The sequence below is a fragment of the Bacillus sp. NPDC077027 genome (assembly GCF_050269555.1).
Classification (GTDB): Bacteria; Bacillota; Bacilli; order Bacillales; family Bacillaceae; genus Bacillus.
On record NZ_JBNNIO010000001.1, the window covers coordinates 710114 to 728561 of the forward strand.

Genomic DNA, 18448 nt, shown 5'->3' on the forward strand with positions numbered 1-18448 from the left:
CTGTCAGTGTTGTAATATATTTGTAATAAAGTTGTAATGTAACGTTTTGTAAGGATAACACGACAAAAATAAGTGAACGGAGGGGTTTCCAATGCATGAAACCTTTCAAAAAATATATGATTCGTACCATCAAGATTTGTATCAGTTTTTATTTTATATGGTTAAAGATAAAAATCATGCAGAGGATCTCGTTCAAGAGGTTTACATAAGGGTACTTCATTCATATAAAACTTTTGAAGGAAGAAGCAGTGAAAAAACTTGGTTGTTTTCGATTGCAAGACACGTAGCAATTGACTGGTTCAGAAAACAGCAAACGATTAGACAAAGAGTGCTCGGCACATTTGATTGGGATAAACAAGATGTGAAAGATCATGACTTACTTCCTGATGAATTGGCCGTTCAAAATGAAAATGTAAAAGAAATATACGCTGCACTGGATCACTGTACACTTGATCAAAGAGCTGTCATTATTTTAAGATTTATTCAAGGCTACTCAATCATGGAGACAGCAAAGGCGTTAAAGTTCTCGGAAAGCAAAGTCAAAACAACACAGCACCGAGGCCTGAAAGTGCTCCGAAAACATATGGAGCTTTTGAAGGAGGAGCAAGAAAATGAAAATGAAAATGAAAAGGTCAGATTGGAACGAAGAACGAATAAAAGTGTTACTAAGCCAACTTCCAAAGGTGGAAGACAGCCGTTCATCTAAACATATATATCAAAAACTGTTAGTCGCCAGTCAAATGAAAAAGAAAAACATCAAATGGATCGGCCCTGCTGTAGCAACAGTCGTGGTACTTTTTATGGTGTTTTTCATTGCTCCTCATTTATTCCAGCAATCAGCCCAAGATATGAAGAACATGGACAGTTATGCTGACAAGGAAGGTCACTCTTTGACATTAGAAACCTCTAAACGTGCTGATCATACATTTGTTGTTCAATCATCCGAACGGAAAAAATATATGACCATTGCCTACATAGATGAATCCACATCACAAGTTGTTCCAATAAGTATTAAAAAAGCAGATCAAAGCGATACAGTAGAGGATTTCCTGCGAACATATGAGCAAATCGAATTACCGGAGATGTCACTGTCTTTGCAACCATATTTTGATCAAGTGGATATGAGTGAAAAAGGAAACATGCTGGTGTTACAGTTGAAAAATGAACTCACTGTTGACACGTTAAAAGAGGCGAATAAGTTTAAAGACATGGTGAAGGAAACATTGAAGTGGAGCAAATATGAACAGGTCCAATTTAAATCATCGAAGGGCACGAACATTCATATAGGATCATATGGGAATTTAGGAATTGTATCGATTGATAAAAAGACGAAGCGAGCTTATTATTTACTCGATAATGAGAAAGGGATGTTTTTAGTCCCTTCCGAACAAAGTTATCAATCTTACGAACAGGCGATTCAAGCAATGAAAAACCCAAATCATTCAGGACTTGAATCATTGATTCAACAAGTTCCAATTGATTCGGTGACTGCAAATGGAAAGCATGCAACAGTCACGCTGAAAGCAACGGCACATTTAACGGACTCAATTTCTCATATTTTATTGATTGAAGGCCTATTGCTCACGGCGAAGGATTTTGGCTATACAGATGTCACCATAAAAAATGCAGGTACCGAAAAAGTGGGTCCATATAAACTTGAAGAACCGATTGCAGTCCCTGCTTTACCAAACCCTGTCAATGTAAACCATAAATAAAAAAGACGCTCACCTTGCGTCTTTTTTTTCATGTATAGAAATGATAATTCTGGCTGTATACTAAGCTGTCTTGAAAAGAACCTCAAAAAAGGGGAGTCATAGATGAAAGGATATTGCTTGATATTTGCCAGCTGTTTTTTGACCATTATCTGTATGCAAAATGTGAAAGCTGAAGAAACCAGATGGATTCAACCAATGAAAGGTGAAATGACTGATTTATTTGGTACAAGAGACGGTGCGCACAAAGGAGTCGATATTGCGGCACCAGAAGGGGAATCGATTATAGCAGCAAGTAGCGGAGAGGTGACTCGATCTTACGTTTCTGCAACCTATGGTGAAGTCATATTTATTAAACATCCGAATGGCTATGAGACTGTCTATGCTCATTTAAATAAACGCTTTGTTACAAAAGGCGAACAGGTAGTGGCAGGACAGCAAATAGGAATTATCGGCAACACTGGCGCTTCTAGAGGCACTCATTTGCATTTTGAGGTACATCGTGGGAATTGGACGATGGACAAGCAGTACGCAATTGATCCATTAACCATCATCTCAGCTCATCGATTTGAAGAGCCTGTGCTTCATGTTGACGGAAAAGAAAAGAGTCGCTATACATATGTGAAACGAGGCGACACACTCTGGTCGATAGCAAAGACTTATCAATTAAGTGTAAAGAAGCTGAAAAAAATAAATGGATTAACCACACATATCATTCATATTGGCGATCGTTTAGCCATCTCATAATAAAAAACAGCCTCATGCTATAAGTGCATGAGGCAAACATGTTTTAAAGATCAATGAGGCGTACAGATAGAATATCGCTGACTTGAGTTAATTCCTGAACGATTTCATCTTGTAAATGTTTGTCAAAAGAAAGCATCATAATGGCTTCTCCGCCTTTTTCCTTACGTCCTACTTGCATTGTGGCAATATTCACATCGTGATCACCGAGAATTCTTCCGACCTGACCGATCACACCAGGTGCATCCGTATGCTGAATGTAGACTAAATGTCCGTCAGGGTAAAAATCAATATTGAACCCATTAATGGACACGACACGTTCTCCAAGATGAGGAATGTATGTCGCTTTTAGCGTGAATGTTGAAAGATCGCCTTTGACTTCAATTGAAATGCAATTTTCATATCCAGATTCACTTGTGGAAATTTTTTCACTGAAGCTAATGCCTCGTTCTTTTGCAACCATTCCTGCATTGACTTCATTCACTGTTGAATCTACACGCTCTTTTAAGAATCCAGATAGTAGGCTCTTTGTAATAAAAGATGTTTCGAGTTTTGAAATAGAGCCTTCATATGAGATGCCGACTTCCTTGACAGGCTCTCTCATAGATTGAGATACAAGGCGACCAAGTTTACCTGCAAATTGATGGTAAGGCTGAATTTTTTTGAATTCGTCCTTTGTCATAGCTGGTAGGTTAATGGATGACATCACAGGCAGTCCTTTTGCAAATTGAAGAACTTCTTCTGAAACCTGAGCAGCTACATTCAACTGAGCTTCTGTCGTTGATGCACCCAGGTGAGGCGTCGCAATGACATTCGGATGATCGACAAGTGGGTTGTTAACAGGTGGTTCTACTTCGAATACATCAAGAGCAGCTCCTGCTACATGTCCGCTTTCAAGCGCTTCAAGAAGAGCAGCTTCGTCAATGATTCCACCACGTGCGCAGTTGATAAGTCTTACACCTTTTTTCGTTTTTGCAATCGTTTCTTTATTTAGCAGTCCTCTTGTTTCCTTAGTAAGTGGTGTATGAACCGTGATAATATCGGATACTTCAAGCACTTCTTCAACTGTCTTAGAGTTTACACCGATTTTTTCAGCACGCTCTTTTGTTAAGAAAGGATCAAATACATTGACTGTCATACCAAAGGCTCTTGCACGCTGAGCGATTTCACTCCCGATTCTACCAAGACCAACAATACCAAGAGATTTTCCGTAAAGCTCAGCCCCAACAAAAGCACCTCTGTTCCATTCCTTTGATTTTACAGAGATGTTGGCTTGGGGGATGTGGCGCATCAAGGACGAAATCATTGCAAATGTGTGCTCTGCTGTTGAGATCGTATTCCCGTTTGGCGCATTGATCACAATGACACCGTGTTTTGTGGCTTCATCAATATCAATGTTGTCAACGCCAACACCTGCACGGCCAACTATTTTTAATGAAGTCATTTTTTCATAAAGTTCTTTGGTTACTTTTGTTGCACTTCTGACAAGTAAAGCATCAAACGTATGGAGCTCGTCTTCTGCTTCTGTTACATTTTTCTGAACAATTTCAACAAAATCTGATTCTAATAAAGGTAAAAGACCAACATTGCTCATTTTATCTGAGACTAATACTCGAAACATCGTAAGATTTCCTCCTAAATAAACTTCATAAATATCTGATAATTTAACATATTCCTTTTCATTGTGTCAATCAAATTAAAGCAGTAAAGCATAAAAGAAAACACGAACATTTATAAACGTTGACTTAAGGAATGAACACCTTTAAACAAAAGATATACAATTTTAAACCGTTTGTCACCATAATTTTTTTGTTTTTGCTTCTTTTTAAAGCTGATTAAATTGCTCAGGATTTTTATCTGTACATTTGCTCATATATCATATATAATGATGTCGAATTGAATAATGATCAATCTTCGGGGCAGGGTGAGATTCCCTACCGGCGGTGATGAGCATAAGCTCTAAGCCCGCGAGCCTTTATGGCAGGATTCGGTGTGATTCCGAAGCCGACAGTATAGTCTGGATGGGAGAAGATGGAGGTTCATAAACGTTTAAAACATTGATGTTTACACGTTTATTTGACTAGCCTTAATTCCCGCTCCGTGTATATGTTACATGAGCGGTTTTTTTGTGGCTAAAAAGTGAACAATCCTCTTTTCGAAAGATCTGATCGAAAAGGAGAGAGCAGCATTGAATCAAAGTAGAGTAAAGCGGTTAGTGGTAACAAGTATGTTAAGTAGTATTTCATTTGTACTGATTTTATTGGATTTCCCATTTCCTGGACTCCCAGCATATTTAAAAATTGACTTTAGTGATATTCCGGCGATAATTGCCATACTGATTTATGGACCAGGAGCAGGCATTGCAGTTGAGGCATTAAAAAATGTCCTCCACTATATCATTCAAGGCAGTATGTCAGGGGTTCCGGTAGGGCAGGTTGCAAACTTTATTGCGGGAACATTGTTCATTCTTCCAGTTGCCTTCATGTTCAAAAAGATCAAATCGGCTAAAGGCATGGCTTGGTCAATGGTGACAGGCACGCTACTGATGACAGTGATGATGAGCATTTTAAATTACTTCCTATTCCTACCTGCATATACATGGTTCCTAAATGCGCCTGAACTATCAGATAGTGCACTGAAAGCAACCATTACTGCTGGTATCTTACCATTTAACTTTATTAAAGGAATCTTGATTACCATTGTGTTTAGTTTGATTTTTGTCAAAATGCGTCCTTGGTTTGAAAATAAACGAAGTCTACAAAATTAATCATATAAAAAAGCCCCTAATATTTATTTAGGGGCTTTCATACTATTCGTGCTTAAGCGGGTCACCATCAAAGGTTTCGTCCGCAACTTTAATTGAGTCAGTAGGACAGCCTTCAAATGCATCGAGCATATCCTCTTCAAGCACCTCAGGGACTTCTACTGTACCCTGGTTGTCATCAAGTGTGACATATGCAATGCCTTCGTCATCATAATCATAAATGTCTGGAGCAGCTGCACCGCAAGCGCCGCAAGCAATACATGTGTCTTTGTCTACAATTGTGTATTTTGCCATGTTAAAAAAATACCTCCCAGATTGTTCGATGGAACAAATGGTTTAACTTTATGAACTTTCACCGATAAAAACCAATTCCTCAAACCTTATTGTAATGATTTTAATTTCACATTTCAACTGTAAAGTAATTGAGAATACTTATCACACAAGGGTTTGTTCATAACTTTCCCTCATAAATTGACTTTAAACATTCTTTCTTCTTTGAAATCTGTTAAAATAAAGAGAGAAAATCTTCGAAATTTGTCAGGAAGACAGGTGCTTTATTGATGACGGTTCATTTTCTGGATGTCATGATGATGGACAGTGTGAAAAAGATAAACGGTGAGCGATCCATAAGTGCGGTTTACCATTTATTTAGAGGGAAAAAATCTTCACAAACCATACAGGATGCTAGCTTATTCAATTTAACTGCATATTTTGGCTTTTATCCACGCTTCACCCGTGAGCAGCTTAATGCCTCGATACGTAAGCTTGAAAAAAGCGGTATTGTTCATGCAGTGGAAGATACATACCGAATAACAGAGCAAGGTGCGGCGACGCTTGAGCGTAAATTGAATGAAAAGCCGTGGCCTAACTATTATCATGGTGCACACTACCAAGACATCGCGAAAATACTTTGGATGCGTCTTTCTTTACTTGTGCAAGTATTGTCAAATGATACCGCCAACTGTCATCAATATGTCCCGATACAAAGAGATTATGCAGTTCAACTATGGGTAAAAAATTATTTAAGGCATCATCCAAATAGGTTTCAGCTGACACATGAGCTGCATCAAGAGCTAGAAACACTCCTCATGCGGCTAAATGACAAACAAGCGCTCATTTTTGTGTACTCTTTAACCTCACATGAGCGAATCGGACAAACGTATCATCAGTTAGCTGAATGGATAAATGAAGATGGGTGGTACGTGTATACACTTTTTTGGGATGTCATCCATTATTTTATTCAGTACTCTCAAAAAGGTGAGACGCCTATCATTCGTGGTCTGATTGGAGACTTTGCCAACAAACAGGTGTTAACAGTATCAACAAGAAGAACACTTGAACTTGTACAAAAGGGTGCCACCATTGATCAAATTGCTACCATACGTTCTTTAAAACAGGCTACCATTGAAGATCATATTGTTGAGCTCTCCATTCAGGAGCCAAGCTTTTCAATAGAACCGTATATTGGAGAAGATGAACAAAAGGCAATTATTCATGTTGCGAAAAAGCTTGGTACAAATAAAATGAAACGAATAAAAGAAGGACTCAATCATCAATATAGTTATTTTCAAATACGACTAGCACTTACAAGGATGGTGAAAGCGAATGGATAAGCTTCATCAGACATTGTATCAGTACTTCGGACACCGCTCATTTAAAATCGGACAGGCGGATATTATTAAAAGTGTGTTAAATAGAAAAGACACAATTGCTATGCTCCCAACAGGCGGCGGAAAATCGCTTTGTTATCAAATTCCTGGCTATATGCGAGAGGGGACTGTGCTCATTATATCGCCACTCTTATCATTGATGGAAGATCAGGTAGAGCGGATGAAAATGCGCGGTGAGAAGCGAGTAGCAGCAATAAATAGTACGTTGTCCTTTCAAGAAAAACAACATATTATTCGGAACTTGTCTGCGCTCAAATTTTTGTTTGTGGCGCCTGAAGCGTTAATGTCAGGTACCTTTTTTGATCAGTTAAAGTCGATTCACATCTCACTTTTCGTTGTTGACGAAGCCCATTGTATTTCAGAATGGGGGCATGATTTCCGCCCAGAATATTCTAAGCTTGGGGAGTGGAAACAAGCGCTCGGATCACCACCAGTATTAGCTTTAACAGCAACAGCGACAGACCATACGTTGTCAGATACTGCACAAATTTTACGGTTAACTGATCCTGAGCTCCATATTTATTCTGTGAACAGACCTAATATAGCGCTTGTCAAAGAGATGCATGAGACAAAAGAGGAAAAGGAAGAAAGAGCGAGCCGTCTTGTTCATACTCTTCAAGGTCCTGGTCTTATTTATTGTCCAACAAGACAAATGACCGAGGAGTTATCTCATCGTTTAAAACAGCAAACAAACCAGAGGGTTGAATTTTATCACGGGGGAATGGAGCCTGGCGATAGAATGCTGATACAACAGCAATTTATTAGCGGACAACTCGATTTGATCTGCTGCACAAGTGCTTTTGGAATGGGCATTGATAAATCAAATATTCGCTATGTGATTCATATGAGTCCTCCACAATCAATTGAAGCGTTTATGCAGGAAATCGGCAGAGCTGGACGTGACGGTAAAGAGAGCGTTGGCATCCTTTTATATACAGAAGAAGATGCTGACATCCAAAGTCACCTCATCCAGGCAGAGGGTTTTGATCATGCGGAAATTGACTTTTTCCTAAATAAACTAAGAAACGAAACTTTGCAGGATGAACGGAAACTACGAGATCAGTTAATAGAAGTGGGTCTAACAGAAACACGAGCGCGAATGCTGATTCATTTTTATTTACAGCACCAGCATGAAGAAGCGAAGCAACTCAAACAAAACTTGTCAGAAAAATTGCTCGATAGACAGCAAGAAAAGCTAAAGAAAATTTGGGAGTTTAGAAAGCGAATGACTGATAATGGCTGCTTTAGGGATTCTTTGCTATCATATTTTCATGAACAAAGTGGGCTAGATCAAATGGATACATTCAAAAACTGCTGCTCGACCTGCGGACTTGAGCTTTCGTATTATGAAAAAAAAGGAGAGCAAAGAGAGATGAATGAAATGAAGCATTGGAGAACGATGCTCGGTAGCGTTTTCTGTTATAAAAATGAGGCGCAGCATCATTGATTGATAAACATCGAGATATCATTCAAAAGCTGACTGATCGGCAAGCACTTGAACAGCTCTACTTTACACAAATCATGATGCTCATCATCTCTGCCATACTTGGTTTTTTCATGTTTGATCAATTTGCAGATTTTATCGCATTGTGGCAATTTCATGATGTGCGTATATTGACATATGGCATCGGAGCGGCGATGATTGTGATAATTACCGATATAGCCGTCATGAAGTGGTTTCCTCCTCATATGTATGATGATGGAGGATTAAATGATAAAATTTTTAAAAAGCGAAGTGTGCCACATATTCTTTGGCTAACACTCCTCATTGCATTCTCTGAAGAAATGTTATTTCGAGGTATAGTCCAGCAGCAATTTGGTCTTGAGATCGCTAGTATTGTCTTTGCATTACTACACTTTCGCTATTTATCAAAAATTCTATTGTTTACACTGGTTGTGTCGATTAGTATATTTTTAGGGCTTTTGTATGAGTGGACAGGGAATTTATTAGTTCCAGTCATGACGCATTTTATCATCGACTTTGTCTTTGCTTGTCAAATTCGATTTAAATATAGGGGGAGGGATTAACATGGAAGAAATGTCGAGAATTAAGAGAAAAAAACAACAGTTGACAAAACTCCATGATGATATTGAGGATAATCGTCGTGAACAAGAAGTGGAAACTTCAGATGACTCCACCTTTCCGTCAAGAGAAGATTTTCACGATTATAAAAAACAACGAACAAAAAAAGTGCGAAATCCATTATTTACTACGTTAGCTATTATTTTTCCTATTATCGTCATCGGAGTTTTCTTTATTTTGATTTATTATACGACCGAAGAGATCAATAACAATAATCAAGGTGTGTATATTGATCATTCAACAAGTGCTGATACAGATCCAGTGAAATCAGCACTTGCTGAAACGAAAAATGAGGCCGTCTCTGAGAAGAAGATTGCAAAAGCCGAGAAAAAGCAGGCTGCTGAAGAAAAGGCGAAAGAAAAAAAGCGAGCAAAGGAAAAGGCTGAACAAAAAAAAGCCGATAAAGAAAAACAACAACGAGAAAAAGCAGCTGCTGAGAAAAAACAAGAAGAAGTCCGTCTAGCTGCATTGAAAAAAAGAGAAGAAGAACAAAAACAAGCAGAAAAGAAAAAAGAAGAAGAGAAGAAATATACGAGAGTTGTCAAACACACAGTTGGTCCGAAAGAAACACTCTACCGTATTTCAATGAAATATTATCAAAATCGTTCTGGTGAAGAAAAAATCAGAGCGTATAATAACCTTCGAGACAATAGTGTTTACAGTGGTCAAGTGCTAAACATCCCATTAGAGAACTAATTCATAGACATGAATGGTGCTGAAAACACATACATATGTACTAAAAAGGGACAGGGTGTATGTGATGACGTTAACGGGGATTAGTCAATACATGGATCAGCCTACAAAAAAGATGATCGAGACACTCATTAAACGAAAGAGAAAGTATGAAGCTTTCGCCAGGCAGTGTAAAAGGTGGCAATGGACCGCCTTACTTTCACTTGCCATCCTAATTTTTTATTTAGTCATCTCAGCAAATGTGCATGGACAGCTTCAGCCAGAAGGGATGATCGCAACACTTCTTGGCAATGAACTGTTTCTGTTTTGGATTATGGCAGAAGTTTTTGCGTTTTATGCATCTTATTTTTATAAGAAAAAAGAAGAAAAGGCAGAAGATGAATATCATAAGCTCAGATGTGAGATTATACAAAAAAGCACGGATTTATGGCCACAATCTGATACATGGAAAGACCGTGAAGCTGTGTTTCGTTTTATGCAAACGAATTATGATATTAATCTTTATTTCGAAAGTAAATAATGAGAAATAAAAAGACGTTTATCAGATGAAACGTCTTTTTTATTTCACCGTCCTATTAATGAATGAAAACTTGTGAGGAGCCGTTAAAAATGAAATATGCAATTGGATTGACTGCAGCAATCGCCGCTGTCACAACCGGAGTGTGTGTGACGGCTAAAATGATAAAAACCGCAAAAGAAAATCATATTAAAAGACATTACTTTACGATTGAAGCATTAAAAACCGACAAACCTGCTGTCATTTTTTTCATTTCCGATACTCATCGCCGTCTGATTAGCGATTTAATAATAGATGAAGTAAAAAGTGAAAAGCCTGACGTGATTATGATTGGTGGGGACTTGGCGGAAAAAGGTGTACCATATGCACGAATAGAAGAAAATATAAAACGCCTGGCGGCAATTGCACCCGTCTATTTTGTGTGGGGAAACAATGATCATGAGTTGAACCAGCAAAAATTGAAGGATATTTTACACTTTTATGATGTGACCACACTTCAAAATGAGTCATGTATTTGGAATTTTGAAGGACAGCCGATTAAAATTGGGGGAATTGACGATATTCGTTTGGAAAAAGCCGATTATGATGCTATTCGTTCTGACTTTTCGAAAGAGGATGTCAATATTTTATTATCACATAACCCCGATGTACATCAACTAATGAGTGAGGCAGAAGGGATTGACCTTGTACTGAGCGGTCACACACATGGAGGACAAATTCGAATTGGGAAATTTGGCCCGTATGAAAAGGGGAGAGCAGGACAAGTCAAAGGGGCGTTTTTTCTGATCAGTAATGGCTACGGAACCACAAAGATTCCAATGCGTCTCGGTGCAGAGCCAGAAACGCATTTCATTTATTTAATGCCAGGTCAAACCTTTTAATTTGACCAAGACTCAATATTTTCCATAAAAGTGATTGAGAAGGTTGCTTCATGCTTGTTTTAAGCTTTGACACAGTGTAAACTGAATACAAAATTAAGAACCTATGACTCATCATCTCATATACTACAGTATTATGATGTGTGTTAGAAGAGGCAGGAGGGAACGCTATGCGACTTGAGCGTCTGAATTATAATAAGATAAAAATTTTTCTCACACTAGATGACCTGACAGACCGAGGTCTTACGAAAGATGACCTTTGGAAAGATTCGTTCAAAGTTCATCAGCTATTTAAAGATATGATGAACGAAGCAAATCAGGAGCTCGGTTTTGAAGCAAATGGACCGATTGCTGTTGAAGTATATTCTCTTCAGGCGCAAGGGATGGTAGTCATTGTCACCAAAAATCAGCAGGAAGATACTGAAGATGATTTTGATGAAGATTACATTGAAATGCAAGTCAAGCTCGACGAGAGCAATCATGTGCTATACCAATTTGCATCGTTTGAAGATTTAATTCAGCTATCTAGCAGTTTGTGCCGAATTGGGCTTTTGGGCGGCACAGTATACCATTATGCGGACCAATATTTCTTGAGCTTAGATGATTTTGAAGAGCTATCATCTGATACGGTCATTTCCATTTTGGCTGAGTTCGGTTCACCAACGACGTTAACGATTCATCGTTTACAGGAATATGGAAAAGTGATTATGAAAGACGATGCCGTGAAAACGATTCAAATGTATTTTTAAACAATTATTTCTATAATATTTAATACTGTTGAACTAAACAACAGTATTTTTTTATGTATTTTTTATATTTATAAAAACCGATATTTAATTTTGATAAAAACCGCTTTTTACCTTTGCTTTACCAGTATGAAGGTGTATACTAATGCTTGAAAGGGAGCAGTAGATCATGAAAGATTTCTAGGGGGTTTATTTTAATGGCAGCCGATCAAAACGCCGCTCATAACGCAGAAGATAAGCTAGATGTTCTAAAATCAACTCAAACAGTCATACATAAGGCGCTTGACAAATTAGGATATCCGCAAGAAGTGTATGAACTGCTAAAGGAACCGATTCGTCTTTTAACAGTTAAAATCCCAGTACGTATGGATGATGGGTCTGTAAAAATTTTCACTGGATATCGTGCCCAGCATAACGATGCTGTTGGTCCAACAAAAGGTGGAATCAGGTTCCATCCTGATGTAACTGAAAAAGAAGTAAAAGCGCTTTCAATTTGGATGAGTTTAAAATGTGGCATTGTGGATCTTCCTTATGGCGGAGGAAAAGGCGGTATTATCTGTGATCCAAGAGAAATGTCTTTTAGAGAGCTTGAAAAGCTAAGCCGTGGCTATGTCCGCGCAATTAGTCAAATTGTTGGACCGACAAAAGACGTTCCAGCACCTGATGTGTTTACAAACTCTCAGATTATGGCTTGGATGATGGATGAATACTCTAGAATTGATGAGTTTAATTCACCAGGATTTATTACAGGAAAACCAATTGTACTTGGTGGATCACATGGACGAGACACCGCAACAGCAAAGGGTGTCACGATCTGTATTAAAGAAGCCGCGAAGAAAAAAGGAATTGACATCAAAGGGGCTCGTGTTGTCGTTCAAGGCTTTGGAAACGCAGGAAGTTACTTGGCTAAATTCATGTATGATGCCGGTGCAAAAATTGTAGGCATCTCTGATGCGTATGGCGGTTTATATGATGAAGATGGTCTTGATATTGATTACCTGCTTGATAGACGGGACAGCTTTGGAACCGTCACAAAATTGTTCAACGACACTATTACTAACCAAGAACTTCTTGAATTAGACTGTGATATATTAGTACCCGCAGCAATCGAAAATCAAATTACTGAAGAGAATGCTGCAAACATAAAAGCCAAAATTGTTGTAGAAGCAGCAAATGGCCCGACAACACTTGAAGGAACGAAAATTCTTTCAGATCGAGGCGTATTGCTTGTACCAGACGTACTTGCTAGTGCAGGTGGCGTAACAGTTTCTTACTTTGAATGGGTTCAAAATAACCAAGGGTTTTATTGGACAGAAGAAGAAGTCGAGAAACGATTGGAAGATATGATGGTGAAATCATTTAATAATATTTATGAAATGGCGCAAAATCGCCGTATTGATATGCGTCTTGCTGCATACATGGTAGGCGTACGAAAAATGGCTGAAGCCTCAAGATTCAGAGGTTGGATTTAAGCGATTCATTTGCATCATGCTGAAAAATCTCCTATTCTTAAATAGGAGATTTTTTCTTTGAAATGAATCATCTAACAAACACATGGAATTTGCAACGTTTGGTATTGTGGTGAAATGACAGGAGTGGAACGAAATGAAAGAAGAAAAAGCGATTATTATTGGAGGCGGCCCTTGTGGATTGTCAGCTGCCATCGCATTCAAGCAGATCGGAATTGATGCGCTTGTGATTGAAAAAGGAAATGTAGTCAATAGCATTTATCATTATCCGACACACCAAACTTTTTTCAGCTCAAGTGAAAAGCTTGAAATCGGAGATGTCGCTTTTATTACTGAAAATCGAAAGCCATTCCGTATTCAGGCTCTCTCTTATTACCGTGAAGTAGTGAAAAGAAAACACCTGCGTATTCATGCATTTGAGAAGGTACAATCTGTTTCGAAATCAAATGGACGATTTACAGTCAGCACATCGAAGGGTGAATATATTTGTTCATATGTGGTGATTGCGACAGGATACTACGACCATCCCAACTTGATGAACATACCGGGTGAAGACTTGCCACATGTTTTTCACTACTTTAAAGAAGGCCATCCATACTTCGATAAGGATGTCACAGTCATAGGTGGAAAAAATTCAAGTGTCGATGCTGCTCTTGAGCTCGTTAAGTCAGGAAGCAGGGTGACGGTTTTATATAGAGGATCTGACTATTCAAGTAGCATTAAACCTTGGATTTTGCCAGAGTTTGAGGCGCTCGTACGAAATGGAACCATTCGGATGGAATTTGAAGCACAGGTCAAAGAAATCACGAAACAAGACGTCATTTTTATCGATAAAGATGGTCAAGATGTAACGATCAAAAGTGATTTTGTATTTGCTATGACAGGCTATCATCCGGATCATTCTTTTCTAGAAAAAATGGGCGTTCAGATGGATGCTGAAACCGGCAGACCAACATTTAATGAGGACACAATGGAGACAAATGTGGAAGGCATCTTTATTGCAGGTGTGATTGCAGCTGGGAATAACGCAAATGAAATCTTTATAGAAAATGGTAGGTTTCATGGCGGCCTTATTGTGGAAGAGATAAAAAAACGTGTAAATGACTAAAGATTTCATGGTACTCGTTTGAAGACTGGACAGATTCTCTTTATAAGAGATATGTTCGGTCTTTTTTTTGAGGATCACTCTCATACTATTTACGTAGAACCAAATGTCATTCTTTCTTTTATTTAGAAAAAATGGGCTAGAGTCATATAAAAAAAAAGTGAATCATGGTACGATAAATGAGGATAATGTAGGGAAAGAGGTCTGATTATGATCACAATCATCTCAGCAGGTTTAGCTCCCGGCATCGCACTATTATGTTATTTTTATTTAAAAGATCAATACGACAACGAGCCGGTTCATATGGTCATCAGATCTTTTATGCTAGGTGTCATTCTTGTTTTTCCAACCATGTTTATACAGTATGTTCTTCAAGAGGAAAATATTGCAACAAACCCGATCGTTGTTTCATTTGTCACATCTGGGTTTTTAGAAGAGTCGCTCAAATGGTTTATTTTAATGGTTAGTGTGTACGCACATGTTCAATTCGATGAGCATTATGATGGTATTGTGTATGGGACAAGTGTATCACTTGGTTTTGCGACACTTGAAAATATTCTCTATCTTGTTGGACATGGCGTAGAGTATGCTTTTACAAGAGCGCTTCTTCCAGTTTCGAGCCATGCCCTATTTGGGGTGGTCATGGGTTTTTATATAGGAAAAGCGAAATTTTCAGATCAAAAGCAGAAACGAAAATGGCTATTGTTATCATTATTGCTGCCAGCACTTTTTCATGGTCTCTATGATTATATTCTCATGGGTATTAAAAATTGGGGAGTTATTATGCTTCCGTTTATGTTATTTTTATGGTGGTTTGGCTTACGTAAAGCAAAAAAAGCCCGTGCTGTTAAAATGATTCAAATTTAATTTTTTCTTTAAAACGCTCCTTTCATGAGGGAGCGTTTTTTTGTCCTTTTTCATCCAATTCCCAACTTGGAATCATGTATAAAAATAATGATCGGAAGAAATATATATTCAAACATCAAAAGTACAGGAGGATCAAACATGTGCAAAGTGCGTTTTATGAAACAAGTAGTCCTTCTCTTCTCGATTATCCTTCTTAGTTCATCTGTTGTGACGACAGAAAGGACTGAAGCTTTTACAAATCAAATCATTCAAAGAGGAGCAACAGGAGAAGATGTTGTCGAGCTTCAGGCAAGGCTTCAATACAATAGCTTTTATAACGGGAAGATTGATGGCGTTTATGGCTGGGGAACGTACTGGGCTGTTCGGAATTTCCAGAATCAGTTTGGTATGAAACCGATTGATGGGCTTGTAGGTGCAAAAACAAAAAACCTATTGGTTCAAAAAACAAAATACTATAAAGAGTATGTTCAGGAACAGCTCCGCAAAGGAAATCAATTTACGCATTATGGCGGAAAACCCCTTGACCAACAAATAAAACCGAGTAGACAAACAAGTGCGAAAAAAACGACAAAGCAAAGTCAAAGTAGCAAAGGGAACAATTCATCTGCACAGACTGGAAATAATCAAAATAATACCCCAAAACAAACAGCAACAAATAAGGCAGCAGGCTTTTCAAGCAATGATATCCAGCTACTCTCTCAGGCTGTACACAGCGAAGCGAGAGGAGAACCATATGAAGGACAGGTGGCGATAGCTGCTGTTATTTTAAACCGATTAAACAGTCCGACTTTCCCGAATACAATAGCTGGGGTCATTTTTGAACCGCTAGCATTTACAGCTGTAGCCGATGGACAGTTTTATATGACACCGAATGAAACAGCGAAAAAAGCAGTTTTTGATGCCATCAATGGCTGGGATCCTTCTGAAAATGCAGTTTATTACTTTAACCCAGATACAGCAACTAGTCCATGGATTTGGGGAAGACCACAAATTAAACGAATCGGAAAACATATTTTCTGTGAATAAAAAGAGGTGTATATAAATGATCAGAGGAATATTGATTGCTATTTTAGGAATTGCTGTCATATCAACAGGCTACTGGGGCTACAAAGAACATCAAGAGAAAGATGCTGTACTGCTCCACGCAGAGAATAACTATCAGCGTGCCTTTCATGATTTAACTTATCAGATTGATCAACTGCATGATAAGCTTGGCGCAACCCTTGCGATGAACAGTCAGTCATCCATCTCACCAGCCTTAGCAGATGTATGGAGAATGTCATCAGAGGCTCATAATAATGTAAGTCAGCTACCACTTACCTTAATGCCGTTTAACAAAACAGAGGAGTTTCTAGCAAGTGTCGGTGACTTTAGTTACAAGTCTTCTGTTAAGACCCTTTCTGATGAGCCATTGAACAAGGATACACATCGAACCATTTCCACTTTATATGAACAAGCAGCAGATGTTCAAAATGAGCTGAGGCAGGTTCAACATTTGGTTCTAAATAAGAATTTGAAATGGATGGACGTCGAAATGGCGCTCGCAGACGGCGATCATAAAAGTGACAATACGATCATTGATGGCTTAAAAACTGTTGAAAAAAATGCAAATGCTTTCTCTGATGTAGATTTAGGTCCAACTTCTGTTAGTACAGAAAAAGAGGCTCAGGGGTACAGTCATTTAAAAGGGAAAAAAATCACAAAACAAGATGCCATCAAAATCGCCCAAGAATTTGCACCAGATCATAATAAACAATTCAAGGTCAGAAAGAGCGGTAGTAAAACAAACCGTGATGTTTATAGCGTATCAATGAAAGATTCGGACAGTCATGCGAATTTCTATATTGATGTGACTGAAAAGGGTGGTTATCCGGTATATCTCATTCAAAATAGAGATGTCAAAAAACAAAAAATCAGCTTAAACGATGCTTCTAAAAAAGCTTTGGCATTTTTGAAAAAGCATGGATACGAAACAGAGTCCTTTCATTTAGATGAAAGTGCCCAATATGACAACATTGGCGTATTCACCTTTGTACCGACTCAAAAAAATGTTCTTCTTTATCCGGATAGTATTCGGATGAAGATTGCACTAGATGATGGAGAAGTCATTGGTTTTTCGGCAAAAGATTATTTAGCTAATCATAAAGTCCGGGAAATCAAAGCACCAAAAATCTCAAAAAAAGAAGCAGAGAAAACGTTAAATAAAAATGTGCAGATTCAAGATACGCATGTAGCGATTATCAATAATGACATGTCAGAAGAAGTTCTTTGTTATGAGTTTTTAGGAACGATAAAAAAAGACACATACCGAATGTTCATTAATGCAGATACTGGAAAAGAAGAAAGAATAGATAAACTAAAAAATGTAGAACCTATATACAAAGACCTATAGAAATTAAAACAAGGAAAAGGCTAATGAGTCTTTTCCTTTTGGTTTATACATGGTTTAATATAGGAGAGGATAAAGATTTTGTAAAGAAAAGAGTGATAGGGAATGTTACAAATTGGGAATTCGATTACAATTGAATATGTAAATGAGAACAAAGAAACAAAAACAGTGAAATCGAAAGTTTTGGAAAAAAATAACGATGATATTTTCATTAATTATCCAGCAGATAAAGAAACAGGAAGAACCATTTATTTAAATCAAAAGACTGAAATCACAGTATTCTTTTTTGATGAAAACCAAATTCCATACAAATTTAAAAGCGAAGTTGTTGGAAAAAAGAAAGCGGAAATCCCTATGATCGTCATATCACTCCCACCAAATGAAGACATGATACGTTTGCAACGACGCGAATACTTAAGAGTGGATACGATGGTCCGAGTAAAAATTACATCAAAAGATGGGACAACCTTTGAAACATTTACAGTGAACATGAGTGCAGGTGGTATTGCCATTGTTTTTCCAGATGGTGTCTCCTTAAAAGAAGAAGGAGACATACAGGTTGACTTTGTGCTACCTTTAAAAGAGCCTGTTATGATTAAAGCGGTTGCAGAAATCAATAGAGTCTATCAAGATGAAGCATCAAAAAAGGTAAAAGCGATGTTGGAATTTACAGAAATTACAAGTGAATTACAGCAGCATATTATGAAATATTGTATTCAGCAACAGTTGTTAACACGCGCAAAAAGAGCATAAGAATAAACAATGTAAGAAGCTTCCATACTAGAGGTATCAGATCTAGCTTGGAGGCTTT

The 18448-nt window shown here is 38.0% G+C and carries 19 protein-coding genes and 1 riboswitch; of the genes, 17 read left to right on the top strand and 2 right to left on the bottom strand.

Annotated features, from left to right (window positions below; translation table 11 throughout):
• The first annotated feature begins 91 nt into the window (after positions 1-91).
• From sigX to ACQKEZ_RS03910, 3 genes are all read left to right on the top strand, one after another.
• Positions 92-706 (top strand): RNA polymerase sigma factor SigX, encoded by a 615-nt coding sequence (gene sigX, locus ACQKEZ_RS03900; protein WP_427298972.1) that lies wholly within the window; start codon positions 92-94, stop codon positions 704-706.
• Positions 612-1715, top strand: a complete 1104-nt coding sequence (locus tag ACQKEZ_RS03905; protein ID WP_427298974.1) for a sigma X negative regulator — start codon at positions 612-614, stop codon at positions 1713-1715. Before sigX ends, ACQKEZ_RS03905 begins: the two co-directional genes overlap by 95 nt.
• A gap of 102 nt (positions 1716-1817) precedes the next feature.
• Positions 1818-2459: a peptidoglycan DD-metalloendopeptidase family protein gene (locus tag ACQKEZ_RS03910; RefSeq protein WP_427298975.1), complete on the top strand. Its 642-nt coding sequence runs from the start codon at positions 1818-1820 to the stop codon at positions 2457-2459.
• Positions 2460-2502: 43 nt separating this feature from the next.
• Here the strand turns inward: ACQKEZ_RS03910 and serA are convergent, their stop codons facing one another.
• A complete protein-coding gene (serA, locus tag ACQKEZ_RS03915) occupies positions 2503-4077 on the bottom strand; it encodes a phosphoglycerate dehydrogenase (protein ID WP_427298976.1) in 1575 nt (524 codons plus the stop codon).
• Positions 4078-4362: 285 nt separating this feature from the next.
• A riboswitch (FMN riboswitch) is annotated at positions 4363-4493 on the top strand.
• Positions 4494-4644: 151 nt separating this feature from the next.
• On the opposite strand from serA, the gene ACQKEZ_RS03920 reads away from it, so the two are divergent.
• A complete protein-coding gene (locus tag ACQKEZ_RS03920) occupies positions 4645-5223 on the top strand; it encodes an ECF transporter S component (RefSeq protein WP_427298977.1) in 579 nt (192 codons plus the stop codon).
• Between the two features lie 42 nt (positions 5224-5265).
• Here ACQKEZ_RS03920 and ACQKEZ_RS03925 read toward each other — a convergent pair whose 3' ends face one another.
• On the bottom strand, positions 5266-5514 hold the full coding sequence (locus tag ACQKEZ_RS03925; RefSeq protein WP_427298978.1) for a ferredoxin: 249 nt from the start codon (positions 5512-5514) through the stop codon (positions 5266-5268).
• A 266-nt stretch (positions 5515-5780) separates the two neighbouring features.
• Here ACQKEZ_RS03925 and ACQKEZ_RS03930 point away from each other — a divergent pair, with 266 nt between their 5' ends.
• From ACQKEZ_RS03930 to ACQKEZ_RS03990, 13 genes are all read left to right on the top strand, one after another.
• Entirely contained in the window at positions 5781-6833 is a 1053-nt protein-coding gene (locus ACQKEZ_RS03930) for a helix-turn-helix domain-containing protein (protein ID WP_427298979.1), read from the top strand.
• A complete protein-coding gene (locus ACQKEZ_RS03935) occupies positions 6826-8337 on the top strand; it encodes a RecQ family ATP-dependent DNA helicase (RefSeq protein ID WP_427298980.1) in 1512 nt (503 codons plus the stop codon). Before ACQKEZ_RS03930 ends, ACQKEZ_RS03935 begins: the two co-directional genes overlap by 8 nt.
• Positions 8334-8918, top strand: a complete 585-nt coding sequence (locus ACQKEZ_RS03940) for a CPBP family intramembrane glutamic endopeptidase (protein ID WP_427298981.1) — start codon at positions 8334-8336, stop codon at positions 8916-8918. Before ACQKEZ_RS03935 ends, ACQKEZ_RS03940 begins: the two co-directional genes overlap by 4 nt.
• A gap of 1 nt (position 8919) precedes the next feature.
• Entirely contained in the window at positions 8920-9669 is a 750-nt protein-coding gene (locus ACQKEZ_RS03945; protein ID WP_427298982.1) for a LysM peptidoglycan-binding domain-containing protein, read from the top strand.
• A gap of 64 nt (positions 9670-9733) precedes the next feature.
• Complete coding sequence (locus ACQKEZ_RS03950) at positions 9734-10186, top strand: YpbF family protein (RefSeq protein ID WP_427298983.1); 453 nt, start codon at positions 9734-9736, stop codon at positions 10184-10186.
• A gap of 89 nt (positions 10187-10275) precedes the next feature.
• Entirely contained in the window at positions 10276-11064 is a 789-nt protein-coding gene (locus ACQKEZ_RS03955; protein WP_427298984.1) for a metallophosphoesterase, read from the top strand.
• A gap of 167 nt (positions 11065-11231) precedes the next feature.
• On the top strand, positions 11232-11810 hold the full coding sequence (locus ACQKEZ_RS03960) for a genetic competence negative regulator (RefSeq protein WP_427298985.1): 579 nt from the start codon (positions 11232-11234) through the stop codon (positions 11808-11810).
• A gap of 194 nt (positions 11811-12004) precedes the next feature.
• The gene (locus ACQKEZ_RS03965; protein ID WP_427298986.1) at positions 12005-13279 is read left to right on the top strand and encodes a Glu/Leu/Phe/Val family dehydrogenase; all 1275 of its coding nucleotides are present in this window, start codon (positions 12005-12007) and stop codon (positions 13277-13279) included.
• A gap of 133 nt (positions 13280-13412) precedes the next feature.
• On the top strand, positions 13413-14384 hold the full coding sequence (locus tag ACQKEZ_RS03970) for a YpdA family putative bacillithiol disulfide reductase (RefSeq protein WP_427298987.1): 972 nt from the start codon (positions 13413-13415) through the stop codon (positions 14382-14384).
• A gap of 207 nt (positions 14385-14591) precedes the next feature.
• On the top strand, positions 14592-15248 hold the full coding sequence (gene prsW / locus ACQKEZ_RS03975; protein WP_427298988.1) for a glutamic-type intramembrane protease PrsW: 657 nt from the start codon (positions 14592-14594) through the stop codon (positions 15246-15248).
• A gap of 138 nt (positions 15249-15386) precedes the next feature.
• Positions 15387-16274 (top strand): spore cortex-lytic enzyme, encoded by an 888-nt coding sequence (gene sleB, locus ACQKEZ_RS03980; RefSeq protein ID WP_427298989.1) that lies wholly within the window; start codon positions 15387-15389, stop codon positions 16272-16274.
• Between the two features lie 16 nt (positions 16275-16290).
• Positions 16291-17640 carry a germination protein YpeB gene (gene ypeB / locus ACQKEZ_RS03985; RefSeq protein ID WP_427298990.1) on the top strand — a complete coding sequence of 450 codons (1350 nt, stop codon included), beginning with the start codon at positions 16291-16293 and terminating at the stop codon, positions 17638-17640.
• 102 nt (positions 17641-17742) lie between these two features.
• On the top strand, positions 17743-18390 hold the full coding sequence (locus ACQKEZ_RS03990; protein WP_427298991.1) for a flagellar brake protein: 648 nt from the start codon (positions 17743-17745) through the stop codon (positions 18388-18390).
• The last annotated feature ends 58 nt before the right edge of the window (positions 18391-18448 follow it).